Source organism: Nostoc sp. UCD121 (assembly GCF_014222285.1).
GTDB lineage: Bacteria > Cyanobacteriota > Cyanobacteriia > Cyanobacteriales > Nostocaceae > Nostoc.
Genome location: NZ_JACKZS010000194.1, coordinates 1 through 14,749, shown reverse-complemented (window position 1 = coordinate 14,749; position 14,749 = coordinate 1). Strand labels below are relative to the sequence as shown.

General features: G+C 41.8%; 7 protein-coding genes. 2 read left to right on the top strand and 5 right to left on the bottom strand.

All coding sequences use genetic code 11. From position 1 onward, the window contains the following. Nucleotides 1–33 precede the first annotated feature (33 nt). The gene (gene htpG / locus GNF10_RS28695) at nt 34–2,019 is read right to left on the bottom strand and encodes a molecular chaperone HtpG (RefSeq protein ID WP_185580334.1); all 1,986 of its coding nucleotides are present in this window, start codon (nt 2,017–2,019) and stop codon (nt 34–36) included. A 268-nt stretch (nt 2,020–2,287) separates the two neighbouring features. On the opposite strand from htpG, the gene GNF10_RS28690 reads away from it, so the two are divergent. Then, nucleotides 2,288–3,613: an AAA family ATPase gene (locus tag GNF10_RS28690; protein ID WP_185580333.1), complete on the top strand. Its 1,326-nt coding sequence runs from the start codon at nt 2,288–2,290 to the stop codon at nt 3,611–3,613. Then, nucleotides 3,610–5,820 carry a tetratricopeptide repeat protein gene (locus GNF10_RS28685; RefSeq protein ID WP_185580332.1) on the top strand — a complete coding sequence of 737 codons (2,211 nt, stop codon included), beginning with the start codon at nt 3,610–3,612 and terminating at the stop codon, nt 5,818–5,820. Before GNF10_RS28690 ends, GNF10_RS28685 begins: the two co-directional genes overlap by 4 nt. Before the next feature lie 244 nt (nt 5,821–6,064). On the opposite strand, the gene clpB is transcribed toward GNF10_RS28685, so the two are convergent. The 4 genes from clpB to GNF10_RS28665 all read right to left on the bottom strand — a co-directional run bounded on the left by clpB (nt 6,065) and on the right by GNF10_RS28665 (nt 14,217). Continuing rightward, nucleotides 6,065–8,707, bottom strand: coding sequence for an ATP-dependent chaperone ClpB (clpB, locus tag GNF10_RS28680; RefSeq protein ID WP_185580331.1), 2,643 nt, complete (start codon nt 8,705–8,707; stop codon nt 6,065–6,067). Between the two features lie 532 nt (nt 8,708–9,239). Further along, entirely contained in the window at nt 9,240–9,674 is a 435-nt protein-coding gene (gene gloA, locus GNF10_RS28675) for a lactoylglutathione lyase (RefSeq protein WP_185580330.1), read from the bottom strand. A 229-nt stretch (nt 9,675–9,903) separates the two neighbouring features. Next, the gene (locus GNF10_RS28670; RefSeq protein WP_185580329.1) at nt 9,904–13,623 is read right to left on the bottom strand and encodes a tetratricopeptide repeat protein; all 3,720 of its coding nucleotides are present in this window, start codon (nt 13,621–13,623) and stop codon (nt 9,904–9,906) included. A 72-nt stretch (nt 13,624–13,695) separates the two neighbouring features. Then, nucleotides 13,696–14,217 carry a COP23 domain-containing protein gene (locus GNF10_RS28665; RefSeq protein WP_185580328.1) on the bottom strand — a complete coding sequence of 174 codons (522 nt, stop codon included), beginning with the start codon at nt 14,215–14,217 and terminating at the stop codon, nt 13,696–13,698. Between the last annotated feature and the right edge of the window lie 532 nt (nt 14,218–14,749).

The following is a 14,749-nucleotide window of genomic DNA, read 5'->3' as shown; positions in this document are numbered from 1 at the left end:
CCCAATGCCCAATGCCCAATGCCCAATTCCCAACTATTTACTAGCTTGTTCAGTCAGCTTGGTGAGTACCTCATTCGATCGCTCGACGAAAGATTTCATTCCTTCAGCGTCAAATCCTTTCTGAGACATCAGCGCTAAATCGTAGACGTGTTGACAAATCAAGTTCACTAACTGATCTGTAGACGATTGACCATCCCCTTGGATAATAGTACCTTGGTTCAGATTTGCCAGATTTTGAATTAGCGGGTGAGCAGTATTCACCAGCAAAATGTGATCTTCAGGAAACTCTGCTGTTCCCTGCTGCATCATGGCGTTCATTTCTCGCAGGCGGCGGAGAATCTCTGGTAAAAGAACGATCGCAGGTGGTGTACCTTGAGGATCGTCTGATTTCAACGCTTCGGTACGGATGTTGAGTTTGGGTTTGTTGAGGGATTTCTCAAATAACTCTTTAATTGTCTCACTGCGGGTTTTGTTCGTCTTAGGATCGACAATTTCCTTATCTTTATCTTGTTCCAGCAGAGTATTATCTAAATCTGAGTCTACCCGCGTAAACTTAACATCCTGATATTCCCGCTCTAGGAAGTTGATAAAGTGGGTGTCGATGAAGGAGTCCATAAACAGGACTTCCAAACCTTGATTTTTGTGCAGTTCTATGTATGTAGCTTGGGTTGTTTCATCAGTGCTGTAGAAAACCCGGTTTTCATTGCGTTCTTTGTTGCGTTCTAGATATTCTTTCAGTGTGGTGTAAGGAGCGGTGGGGGTTGAGTTCTCAGCACTTGAAGGAGTCACATCTTGCCAAGCATCCCCGTCTGAAGACTGGACTTCAACCACTGGAGTTTCAGCCGCAACTTTTTCTGTCAGCTTGGCGGTGGTACGGAAGACGATGATATCTTCAATTTGCTTTTTGAACTTATCGTCGTTGAGAACGCCGAATTTTACAAAAGTTCCGAGGTCTTTCCAAGCACTGATGTATTGTTCACGATTATCGCGGAAAAGTTCTTTGAGGCGATCGCCTACTTTTTTAGCAATGTAGTCACCAATTCGCTTCACGGTGCGATCGCCTTGCAAGGCACTCCGCGATACGTTTAGCGGAATATCGCTACTATCAATCACACCCCGCATCGGCATCAAAAATTGCGGGATAATTTCTTCGCAGTTGTCACTAACAAAAACTTGATTGCAAAATAGCTTGATTTGCCCTTTAGTAACATCTACATCCGGCCTCATTTTCGGGAAATACAGAATCCCGTTGATGATAAAGGGATAGTCAGTATTTAAATGTACCCACAGCAGAGGTTCTTCCTGAAAAGGATACAGGTAGCGGTAAAACTCTAAATACTCTTCTTGACTCAGATTACTTGGAGACTCTCGCCACGGTGCTTTTTGCTTATTTACTACCTCACCGTCGAGTTTTATTGGTACTGGCAAGAAATCACAATATGTCTTGACAAGATTCTTAATTCGTGCAGACTCTAGAAATTCCTCCTCTTCTCCTTCCAGGCTGAGGGTAATAGTAGTACCGCGAGTTGTCCGGGACGAATCTTCTAGGGTAAAAGCTGGAGAACCATCGCAAGTCCAGTGAACCGCCTGCGCTCCTTCTTGGTAGGACAAGGTATCAATTTCTACCTTTTGCGCCACCATGAAGGAAGAGTAAAAACCAAGACCGAAGTGGCCAATTATCGGTTGATCTGATTTGCCTTCATACTTATGAATAAATTCTTCAGCACTAGAAAAGGCAACCTGATTGATATATTTCTTAACTTCATCTGCGGTCATCCCGATACCGTTATCGGAGATGGATAGAGTTTTTTTATCTTTGTCAATGGCAAGTTCAATTTCCGGTTCGCCGATTTCTCCAGCGTAATCTCCGGCGCGGGATACCATTTTCAGCTTTTGGATGGCATCTACAGCGTTGGATACCAGTTCCCGCAAGAAGATTTGGTGATCTGAGTAAAGCGACTTCTTAATGATCGGGAAAATATTATCAGTATGAATACTGATAGTGCCTTGTTCTAGCATAATTGGTAATTTTTCGATGTTAGTATCTGAAATGATGATAGTGGCTAATACAACTTAGCTCTCTGCTTTCCAGGATAAACCCGGAGAACACAGAAGGGCATGATACCAATTAGGATTTTAAAAGCATAGCTCAGGCGATCGCACCTTTTTTGAGCATTGTTTGCCCCCATTTCTGATTCGGATTTCCCTACTTCCTAGTAGAGACGCAATTAATCGTGTCTCTCCTTAATCTCCCTTATTATGAGCATGATTGCTATATTTTTTACCTATGGTTAATAGTTCTGACTTACTCGCAAAACTCTACAATGCCTTTAACCCCTTTGAACCCTTACCAGCAGGCGATCCAAAATATGTAGATTGTCAGGATGTGCGGGGAGATGCCGATATTTTGCAAGAGTTGGGAAATCGAATGCGACTAGCAGATACAAATACTTGCCAATTGTATTCTGGCCATCGGGGTGCGGGGAAGTCTACAGAATTACTCAGGTTAAAAAAATATTTAGAAAATCGAGAATTTTATGTTGTGTATTTTGCGGCTGATGAAGAGGATATCGATTCTGAAGATGCCCAATATACAGATATACTCCTCGCCTGTACCCGCCGTTTGCTCAAAGATTTAAAAGAAATTGCTAGTCCTCGCCCAATACTCAACTGGTTGAAAGGTCGTTGGGAAGATTTGAAAGATTTGGCGCAAACTCCCATAGAATTTGAAAGTTTGGGAGTAGAAGCACAGCTAACTCAATTCGCTAAGTTAACCGCAAATTTAAGGGCTGTTCCTGAATTACGCCAGAAGATTCGCCAAAAAATTGATCCTCACACCGTCACTTTAATTCAGGTGTTAAATGAGTTTCTGGTGGATGCAAAACAGCACTTACCTAATGGCTACAATAAACTGGCGGTAATTGTCGATAACTTAGACCGGATGGTGTTAGTTAAAGACGGAGAACGCACCAACTATGAGGAAGTCTTTTTAGACCGTAGCGAACAACTCCAAGCTTTAGATTGCCATTTGATTTACACTGTCCCCATTTCAATGGTCTATTCTACCAGGGCAACAGACCTCAGAGACATCTACGGCGACCCCCAAATTTTGCCAATGATTATGGTAAACACTCTCAAGGGCGAAGTTTACCAGCCAGGACTCAAGAAAGTTAAAGAAGTAATTAACAAGCGAGTCCGGCAAATTGCACCTGAACTATCACTAGAAACAGAAATTTTCGACAGTCCCCAAACCTTAGACAGACTTTGTTTAATGAGTGGAGGTCATGTGAGAAATTTGCTATTGTTAACTCAAGATGCCTTTGGGCGCACTGAAGAATTACCTGTTTCAGAAAAGGCTGTGCGACGAGCAATTACTCAAGCCAGAGATACTTATCGCCGCGCAGTGGAAAATCATCAATGGTGTCTGTTAGCGGAAGTGTCTTGTTCTAAGCGTATTATTAATGATGACTTGTATCGCAGTTTGATGTATAATCGCTGTCTTTTAGAATACCGCTATTTAGATGATGATGGAGAAATGCAGCGTTGGTATGATATTCATCCATTGATTCAAGGAATTCCAGAATTTAAAGAAGCCGTAGCAAAACTTTCATGAACCCAAATTTAAGTGATTGGGATGATGATTTACCCCCAGAACCAGAAGAAGCTTATCAAGACTTGCTTCGCGCACTGAGGCGAAAATCAGGATTTGGTTTGTTTTTTGTCCAATGTACACCTGGGGAAGCAGACAATTTGATTGTCAAACTTCCGCAGGAAATTCCGCAGAAGAAAATTGAGGTTTTGCGGTTGGTTGAGGCGATTGATAATTTATATCAGCCAGTCGCAGAGTTTGTTAAAGACAAGCAAGTTGATATTTTATTGATTAAAGGTCTGGAATATTCTTTATTTAAGTATGAAAAAAGAAGTTTCGGGGAAATTACCGAAGGGCAATTTAGCAATTTAACCAGTGTTCCGCATATTTTAAATCACTTAAACCAACAGCGAGAACGCTTTAGAGATGATTTTCCCATTAGCTTTGTTTTTCTTTTGCGTTCGTTTTCGATAAACTACTTTATTCATCGTGCCCCAGATTTTTTTGATTGGCGTTCTGCGGTGTTTGAATTACCGACAACACCAGAAGTTGTAGAACAAGAATCAAATCGTTTGCTATTAGAAGGAGATTATAAGGAATATTTGAAACTCAGCCCAGAGCAAAAAATTGAGAAAATATTGGAAATTCAAGAGTTACTGACCGAAAAACATCAGCCAGAGGATCAAAAGCCACCTTTATTATTTGAACTGGGAAATTTATTGTATGCTGCTAAGGAATATGAAGCAGCAATTGCATCTTACGATGAAGCGCTGAAAATTAAAACAGATTATCATGAAGCTTGGTACAATCGGGGCTATGCACTACGCAATTTAGGACGTAATGAAGAAGCGATCGCATCCTATGACAAAGCACTGGAATTTAACCCAAAGAAACACGAGGCTTGGAACAACAGGGGCAATGCGCTAGGCAAATTAGGACGTAATGAAGAAGCGATCGCATCCTACGACGAAGCACTGAACATTAAACCTGATTACCACGAAGCTTGGTACAATCGGGGCATTGCGCTAGATAATTTAGGACGTAATGAAGAAGCGATAACATCCTTTGACCAAGCACTGAAAATTAAACTAGGTTTACACGAAGCTTGGAACAATCGGGGCATTGCGCTAGGTAAATTAGGACGTAATGAAGAAGCGATCGCATCCTACGATGAAGCACTGAAAATTAAACCTGATAAACATGAAACTTGGAACAATCGAGGCAATGCACTACGTAAATTAGGACGCAATGAAGAAGCAATCGCATCCTACGATGAAGCACTGAAAATTAAACCTGATGATGACGAAGCTTGGTACAATAGGGGCAATGCGCTAGAGAATTTAGGACGCAATGAAGAAGCGATCGCATCCTTCGACCAAGCACTAGAAATTAAACCAGATAACGATGAAATTTGGAACAGTCGAGGTAATGCACTCAAGAATTTAGGACGCAATGAAGAGGCGATCGTATCCTACGACGAAGCACTGAAAATCAAAGCATATTACCACGAAGCTTGGAACAATCGGGGCATTGCGCTACGCAAATTAGGACGCAATGAAGAAGCAATCGTATCCTACGACGAAGCACTGAAAATCAAAGCAGATTACTACGAATCTTGGAACAATCGGGGTATTGCGTTAGATAATTTAGGACATAATGAAGAAGCGATCGTATCTTATAACCAAGCACTGAAATTTAAACCTGATTACTACCAAGCTTGGTATAATCGGGGCATCGCGCTAAACAAATTAGGACATAATGAAGAAGCGATCGCATCTTTCGACGAAGCACTAAAATTTAAATCAGATGACCACGAAGCTTGGTATAATCGGGGTAATGCACTATGCACATTAGGACGCAATCAAGAGGCGATCGCATCCTATGACCAAGCACTGAAATTTAAACTCGATTACTACCAATCTTGGTATAATCGGGGCTATGCACTAGGCACATTAGGACGCAATCAAGAGGCGATCGCATCCTATGACCAAGCACTGAAATTTAAACCTGATTACCATGAAGCTTGGTACAATCGGGGAAATGCGCTAGGCAAATTAGGACGTAATCAAGAGGCGATCGCATCCTACAACCAAGCACTAAAATTTAAACCTGATTACCACGAAGCTTGGTACAATCGGGGCTATGCACTAGGCAGATTAGGACTCCATGAAGCAGCGATCGCATCCTACGAGCAAGCACTAAAATTTAAACCAGATGATCACGAAGCTTAGTATAAGAAAGCTTGCGTTATGCCCTTAGAGGTAATATAGAACAGCCACTAAAAAACTTATAAAAATAAATCAGTTTAAGTCTTGATAAATATAGAGAGATGGCAAAAACTGAGTCATATCTTGATAGCAATAAAGTTAACCTCTCTTCAGGAAATTAAATAGATTAAATGTCAGAAAACAAAAAAATAAACCCACGTTAATGGGTTTTATTTGCGTAGCCGTAATTTTTAATTGCCTTCTCCGACTATGTAGCAATCTGTGGTACTGACACCTTCACTGGCACTTTTTTACTAAAAGACAGACCGTTCTCATTTTTGTCAATGATAATCGTGTCTCCAGAGATAAAAGTATTCTCCAATAACTTGGTGGCGAGGGGGTTTTCTACTTCTCGCTGAATGGCCCGTTTGAGTGGACGCGCACCATAAACTGGGTCATAGCCTGATTCCACAAGGTGATCGCAGGCTGCTTGGGATATCTCAAAGAAGATTTTTTGCTCACGAAGGAGATTTTCTACCCGCTTGAGTTGAATACGGATGATTTGCCGCATTTCCGTGCGATTTAGGGTATGGAAGAGAATAATGTCATCAACGCGGTTGAGAAATTCGGGGCGGAAATGCGATCGCAAACCTTCCATTACCCGTTTCCGCATCGTTTCATACTGGGAATCATCACCAGATACATCCAAGATATGTTCGCTACCAATGTTACTGGTCATCACAATAACGCTGTTACGAAAATCTACCGTTCTTCCTTGAGAGTCAGTAATTCTCCCATCATCTAACACCTGCAACAAAATATTAAACACATCAGGGTGCGCCTTTTCCACTTCATCCAGCAGCACTACTGAGTAGGGACGGCGGCGAACCGCTTCGGAAAGTTGACCACCTTCTTCATAGCCTACGTATCCTGGAGGCGCACCTACTAAGCGAGAAACTGAGTGTTTTTCCATATACTCAGACATATCCAAGCGCACCAAGGCATCATCAGAATCAAAGAGAAACTGAGCTAAAGCACGGGCGAGTTCGGTTTTGCCCACTCCGGTGGGGCCCATGAACAAAAATGAACCAATGGGACGCGAGGGGTCTTTCATCCCCGCACGGGCGCGGCGAATCGCTGCTGATACCGCTTCTACAGCCTCTTCTTGCCCAATGACTCGTTGATGTAAATGACTTTCTAGTTGCAGCAATTTTTGCCGTTCCGATTCCAATAAGCGATTGACGGGAATTCCTGTCCATTTAGCGACGATTTCGGCAATATCGGCTTCAGTAACTTGTTCTCGCAGCAACGTCGAACCTTGGTTTTGAATTTCTAAAAGGCTGGCTTCTTTGGCTTCGCGTTCGTGCTGCACTCCTTCCAATTTGCCATACTTCAATTGAGCAGCTTTATTTAAGTCATAAGCGCGTTCCGCCTGTTCAATTTGCACTCGCAGCGCATCTTCTTCTTTCTTTAAGGCGCTTATCGCCTCCAATATCTGCTTTTCACCTTGCCATTGCTCGTTAAAAACTTGCTGTTTTTCGGTTAAATTGGCAATTTCTTGCTCAATGCGCTCTAAACGCTCTTTCGTTTGGGGAGTACCTTTTTCTTCGCCAGCTAATGACAGTTTTTCCATTTCTAACTGCATGAGGCGGCGATCAATGGTTTCCAATTCTGCTGGTTTGGAGGTAATCTCCATTTTCAACTGTGCGGCGGCTTCATCCACCAAATCGATGGCTTTATCTGGCAAAAAGCGATCGCTAATATAACGCGCTGACAGGGTTGCTGCTGCTACCAAAGCCGAATCAGAAATTTTGACATTGTGATGCACTTCATAGCGTTCTTTCAATCCCCGCAGAATGGAAATAGTATTTTCCACACTTGGCTGATCGACAAATACTTGCTGAAAGCGGCGTTCTAAAGCAGCGTCTTTCTCAATGTGTTTGCGGAACTCGTCGAGGGTAGTTGCGCCAATGCAACGCAGTTCTCCCCGCGCCAGCATTGGCTTGAGCAGATTTCCGGCATCCATTGCCCCTTGTTGGCTGGAACCTGTACCGACTACGGTATGTAGTTCGTCAATAAACAGGACAATTTGACCGTTAGAGTCCATAACTTCTTTGAGGACAGCTTTCAGGCGTTCTTCAAATTCTCCTCGCAATTTTGCCCCAGCAATTAAACTACCGATGTCTAAAGAGATCAGTTGGCGGTTTTTTAGAGATTCGGGAACATCACCGTTTACCATCCGTTGTGCTAAAGCTTCTGCGATCGCAGTTTTACCTACCCCAGGTTCACCAATCAATACGGGGTTATTTTTGCTGCGACGAGACAATACTTGAATTACCCGCCGAATTTCGTCATCTCGCCCAATTACCGGGTCGAGTTTTCCAGCTTTTGCCTGTTCTGTTAAATCTCTACCAAATTTTTGTAAAGCTTCATAGCGCGATTCTGGCGTTTGATCTGTTACCTTTTGGCTACCGCGAACGGCTTTGATAGTAGCTTCTAGTTTAGCTGCGTCCACACTAAAGCTTTTGAGGATCTTTCGCCCAACGCGATCGTCTTCAGCAAAAGCCAAAAGTATGTGTTCCACGGAAATGTAGGAGTCTTTCATCCTGACTCTAGCTTCCTCGGCTTTATCTAGTAAAACATCTAAACTACGGCTAAGATAAAGCTGATCGCTTTTACCAACTTTGGGCTGACGTTGGATAAAGGCTTCTAGCTGCTGTTGAAAGCGGATTGGATCGACCTCAGATCGAGCCAGAATACGTATTGCTAGGCTGGTGGGTTCTTCTAACAGGGCAATAATTAAATGTTCAACATCTAGTTGCTGTTGTTGATAAGCACGGACTATATCCTGAGATTTAACAATTGCTTCCCAGGCTTTATCAGTAAATTTATTCGGATCTGTAGGTTGCATCTTTATAATTTTGGAATTTTGATTTTTAGTTTAGGGATTGGGCATTGGGGACTGGATATTGGGGATTGGAAAAACTTTTACCTAGTCACTAATTCCTAGTGCCTAGTCCCCAGTCCCTAATTATCCAAACATTCTCAGCGTATATCCGCGTGTATCTCCGGTGGCAATTTAGGAATGGTAATTTGGTGATAGTTTAATCTACTACCTATTTCCTAATTTAAAACGAAAACACTGTTCTGAGCGGACTTTTCCAGATGGTGCTATTTTAGCGATGTCTATGACAGGCTACGCCTACAGTCTTAGTGTTGCTAATACTGATAGGATTTACGCAAAGGAGATCCCCTAACCCGCCTAAAAAGGGTATGCAAAAAGAGAAAAGTCTCGCACTCTGTTAAGCAGACGCACGAGACACCTGTCTGCGGGAAAATCAATCTACCCGCATTTGGTTCAACTTTTCAAGACATCGGTGGGTATTTTCCTACAGCTTTATTGCCTTCAACTGAGAAGCGCTACATATTCTTAATTATAAGAATTACTGACTCACAAGTTGCTCTTGTGATTCCTGTTTGGCTGCTGATCCTTGAGATCCTAGTTGAATCAGCTCAATTTTATACCCATCTGGATCTTCCACAAAAGCAATTACTGTCGAACCATGTTTCATCGGCCCTGGTTCGCGTGCAATTTTACCGCCTTGATTGCGGATTTCTTCACAGGTAGCGTAAATATCATCAACCCCAAGAGCAATGTGACCATAAGCATTACCCAATTCGTACTTTTCCACGCCCCAGTTGTAGGTTAGTTCGATCACTGCGTTGTCGCTTTCGTCACCATAGCCCACAAAAGCCAGGGTAAATTCTCCTCCTGGATAATCTTTTCGGCGTAGTAATTTCATACCCAAAAGTTCACAGTAGAACTTTAATGACTCTTCCAGATTTCCTACCCGTAGCATTGTATGTAGTAATCGCATATTGACCTTCTGTTTTTGCTCTGTTGAGTATTGCTTTCTGCCAACATTTTACAGAAGTTGCTAATAAAGCCCATACCTGGAAGCTGTGGATTGGCAAAAAGCTTAAATTCTCAAGGTAGAGACGTGACTAATCAGATTTGGAATCTGGAATGCAGCAGAAACTATATTATTTTTTAATAATGATAAAATTCTTAATATTTTTCAAGTTCCTGAACCAATCTATTGATTACTACTGAAGCTCTCTAATTTTTGCCATTACTTTTTGGTAATCGTCCGCCTTACCTTCTTGCTTATAAAGTCCTGCGGCTTTTTCAAAGTCCTGACGCGCTCCTTGATTATCTTTTACTTGAATACGGGCAAGACCGCGATGATAATAAATATCAGCAAATATTGTATCAACTGCAATTGGCATCCTTGTTAAAGTAATGTTTAAGTTATTTTTACCAGAGCGGTTAATTTGCAGACTGACTTGAGTACCTGCCTGACCACGAGTTAGTTTTGCTACCTGTTCTAAACTCAAGTTTTCCGTGGATTTCCTATCAATTGCTAAGATTTGGTCGCCCGTTTTCACCCCACCTTTTTGAGCAGGAGAATTTTCAATGACTTTGGAAATTGTGGGTAATTTTGTTTGAGGACTGATTTCTGTTTGAACACCAATGCCAGATAATTCCTGAAAGGCTAATATGTGGTCGTAATCTTCAATTGCTTTTTTATAATCTTTAAGTTGAGCCTGAGCTTGTCCCCGATTGTAGTAAGCGTCAAAATCGTCAGGCTTGAGACGAATTGCTTCGCTAAAATCTGCTACCGCCCCTTTGTAGTCTTGTTGTTCAAAGCGAATTTGCCCACGATCTTTGATCGCGTCAGCGTCTTCAGGTTTGAGACGAATTGCTTCATTGTAGTCAGCGATCGCTCTTTTGTAGTCTTGTTGTTGAAAGCGAATTTCCCCACGTTTTTTAAAATTAAAGGCATCTTTTGGGTCAAGACGAATTGCTTCATTTAAATCAGCGAGCGCTCCTTTGTAGTCTTGTTGTTGAGAGCGAATAAGCCCACGAACTCGAAAATTAAAGGCATCTTTTGGGTCAAGACGCACAGCTTCATTTAAATCAGCGATCGCTCCCTTTAAATCTTCCTGTTTAGCGCGGCTCAAACCTCTAAATGAGTAGGCTGTGTCTTCATCTGGATTCAGACGAATTGCTTCATTGAAATCAGCGAGCCCTCCTTTGTAGTCTTGTTGTTGATAGCGAATAAACCCACGAGCTTGAAAATTTCTGGCATCTTTTGGGTCAAGACGAATTGCTTCATTTAAATCAGCGAGCGCTCCTTTGTAGTCTTGTTGTTGAGAGCGAATATCCCCACGAATTTTAAAATTAAAGGCATCTTTTGGGTCAAGACGAATTGCTTCATTTAAATCAGCGATCGCCCCTTTATAGTCTTGTTGTTGATAGCGAATTTGCCCACGATGTTTAAAATTGCTGGCATCTTTTGGGTCAAGACGCACAGCTTCATTGAAATCAGCGATCGCTCCTTTGTAGTCTTGAAAGTTTAGAAAAAGAGTCAGCCCACGATCTTTGATCGCCTCAGCGTATTCAGGTTTGAGACGAATTGCTTCATTGTAGTCAGCGATCGCTCCTTTGTAGTCTTGTTGTTGAGAGCGAATGTCCCCACGTTCTTTAAAATTGCTGGCCTTTTTTGGGACAAGACGCACAGCTTCATTTAAATCAGCGAGCGCTCCCTTTAAATCTCCCTGTTTAGCGCGGATCAAACCTCTAGCTGAGTAGGCTGTGTCTTCAATACCTTCTGGATTCAGACGAATTGCTTCGTTTAAATCAGCGAGCGCTCCTTGTGAGTCTTCCATACCATAACGTGCTGCACCCCGAGCAAAGTACGCCCAAGAACCAGGATTCTTTTTTAAAACTTGGTTTGACACCTCTAGCGCTTCTGAGAAACGCTTTGCTCCAACTAATGCCAAGCTACGAAATATTTGAACGCTAGCATCATCAGGGTCTAATTTCGCTACTTGGTCAAAGGATTGTAACGCTTCTGGATATCGTTCTAATCCGAAAAGTACTATTCCACGCAAACGCCAAGCAGGAAGGAATTTCGGCTCAATTTGTGTGGTTTTATCAAAGGACTTCAGGGCTTCTTGAGATTCTTGAAGATTTATTAGATGCACTAAACCGCGTAGATACCAAGCCTGATAGAAGTTAGGCTCAAGTTGAATTGCTCGATCGATAGCTTTGATTGCCTCTTTTACTTCATTTTCACCGAGTGGCTTATCTGGTGCGTTTCGCGCTACTTGCCAGCCATAGTTTAGGAAATCAATAGCATCAGCATTATCCTTGGGTTTGTCTACCTTAAATAAAGCTTGCAGAATTGATTTTGTCTCTTGTCGTGTCAGTTCCGGTGGTGCATTATTTTCCACTCTTAATATCGGAGCCATACCGACTGACTGTGCCCAACGAACAAAGCTGCTAATGGGGACACCCCAACTAAAACCCAATGTTATCAAGCGAGACTGACCAGCTTTATCTCTAATTTCTTCTATTTCTGCTTTGCCATGAATACCAATGACGCGCCCACGAATATCTAACACCGGCCCGCCGCTCATTCCTTGGTCTGTGAGATTGGTATACATTAGCCCATACCCGTTGCTCAAAGACAAAGGACTTCTAGCGAAAAAAGACCCAGTTTGTTTTGATGCTACACTCCCAGCTGTAAACTGACGCTTTGTTTGACTACTTCCGGGTTTTAACCCCAGCCACCCAGAAACAAAAATGTAATTATATCCTCCAACTATGTCGTAGTTTGCTAAAGTAGCGACGCGGTAATTTTGCTCACTAGTAAACTGTAATATCGCCAAGTCTGTCTCTGGCAAAGTTTTCAGATTCTCGTTATTCACCTTGACTTGATATTGTTTACCATCAGGGGTGATTACCTCTAGAACGGTGCGATCGCATTTTTGAGAGTTGCGAATAACGTGTTCCGCAGTGAGGATGCTGTAAGTATTTCCATTTTTACCAATAATTACTCCCGATCCACTACACTCACGTAAAGTTGGCACATCTATTCGTACCGTAATTTCTTGGGCAATGTTGTTAACTTCATTGGCGATGGGAGGAAGACTTGAGGTGGAGGGTGCTTTAGCTGCTGGTAAGGATTCTTTTGAAGTATATTGAGGGGCTAAACGAGCAAATGTTTGGATTGGAATCCCCCAACTATAACGGCTCATCAAATCTCGTAAAGCTTCAGTCGGTTGGGAACCATCTTCATAAACATAGGGGTTTCCCCAAAGCGGATAGGCATGGATACCATTGATACCAATTACTTGCCCTCGACTATTGAATATCGGCCCGCCGCTCATTCCCTTTTCAATTTCGTTGCTGTAGCCTATCTGGTATCCTTCTTTAAAAGCTCGCTCTGGCACTAGCAAAACTTGCCCTGTTTTGAAGACAAACCCCTGAGACTGAGACGGATTTGCCTCAAAAGGGAACCCAGCCGCATATATTGGTTCATTAACTGCGATCGTTGATAAATTTCCAAGGGGGGCTAAAGTATAGTTAGCGTTAGCTTGGAACTCCAACAAAGCCAGATCCTTGCCCTGAAAGTTGACTCCTTTAACCAAATTGGCTGAGTGAATTTTCCCGTCTTCTGTTTGGATTTGAACAGGTTTGCCTGATTCTAAAACGTGTCTATTGGTTACAACTGTATAAACTTGACTATTTTTTCTAAGTAAAATTCCTGAACCTTCATTCTCGCCAGATAAAATCTTGACAGTTATTGATCGAGCTAGCTGTTTGAGTTGTTCTGGCGATCGCTGGGAAGTTAGCTGTTGAGCAGAAACTTTTGAGGAAAAAATGCTCAAATAAACAGCTTGTATAGGCAACGTCAAGAGGATGCCCATTGAGGCAACCAGAGCCAGTGAGCGATGATACATTAGTTTTTCTCTCATGTTGCTTTTACCGCTTGAAAATCTCTATACAAATATGTTTAACGAGCATCCCACTACCTATCAAAATTGGTATTAATTTTCTACCTGTGCTGCTTTTTCGTTCAGTAATTTACTCATATCAATGTATATTTGAGAAGAAGCATCTTCAGATTGAAGAAGGGGCCCGCGAGCGCGATAACCAATTTCTACAAGGTTTTGCAGTACTGAACTCGCGTCCCGATGCGACTTAAGTGTGAATAGTAATTGACTACAAGGCCCACCGTATTGACTAGCCGCACATATAACTGCTTGACCATTAGGAGAAATACCAGATGTCAGGTAGTTCAAGATACCTTTTCCATAGGCATTTTGAAATCTGGAAGATACCTCTTGACACCGTACTTTTGGAGTATAGTTTCCCAACGTTTTAATCCAGCGAATGACCGGAATCTTCTTATTGTTATAGTTTTTGGCGTATGTAGTCCATACACCATCATCACTTCTTTCACAAAAGTAAGTTTGAGATTGAGCCAAACTCGGTGGACTGATAGTAGCAATACTACCCAGAACAATTGAACCTGCCGTCAGTACTTGCAAAAATAACTGTGGTTTCATCGTTGGTAGTTCTCACTAAAGATGATGAAAGTATATATACTATGTATTTACCACAGAATGACAATCATATTACATTTTGAAGCAATGTAAAAATTGATTTAAGTATAACCAACTAAAATGACTTAATGATTTATAAAACATCATCTCAGAAATAAACTCAGTTTTTATGTAGTCTGGCTTCTCAAATATCAGTTATCTGTTACTGATAGCTGATGAAGCAATTTTTGGCAGCAAATAATGGCTTTTAAGCACTATAAACAAATATGTATATTTGCTGATTTATCTTGTTTCAATCCTGATTTACTGATTAATTTCAAAGGAATTAATCATTGTTTCTGCTGTTGGGAAATATTCAGAATATTTAGCTACGTTTGCCGTGTAAGTTATTATATATACTTTATTAGTTTTCTGACTTTTCACGGGATGTGGAAAAGAAAGAATGGTTCGCGATAGAGTATCGCGAACCAATTCCTATTCTTTATTATATTTGGAAGTTTCTTCGACTAAATCTTTTAAACCCTGTCTGAGAGCC

What these genes read in the sequence shown, in the direction of transcription:
- GNF10_RS28690 (WP_185580333.1), top strand. Translation starts at nt 2,288, where the DNA reads ATGGTTAATAGTTCTGACTTACTCGCAAAACTCTACAATGCCTTTAAC.
- GNF10_RS28685 (WP_185580332.1), top strand. Translation starts at nt 3,610, where the DNA reads ATGAACCCAAATTTAAGTGATTGGGATGATGATTTACCCCCAGAACCA.
- GNF10_RS28670 (WP_185580329.1), bottom strand. Translation starts at nt 13,623, where the DNA reads ATGAGAGAAAAACTAATGTATCATCGCTCACTGGCTCTGGTTGCCTCA.
- clpB (WP_185580331.1), bottom strand. Translation starts at nt 8,707, where the DNA reads ATGCAACCTACAGATCCGAATAAATTTACTGATAAAGCCTGGGAAGCA.
- gloA (WP_185580330.1), bottom strand. Translation starts at nt 9,674, where the DNA reads ATGCGATTACTACATACAATGCTACGGGTAGGAAATCTGGAAGAGTCA.
- GNF10_RS28665 (WP_185580328.1), bottom strand. Translation starts at nt 14,217, where the DNA reads ATGAAACCACAGTTATTTTTGCAAGTACTGACGGCAGGTTCAATTGTT.
- htpG (WP_185580334.1), bottom strand. Translation starts at nt 2,019, where the DNA reads ATGCTAGAACAAGGCACTATCAGTATTCATACTGATAATATTTTCCCG.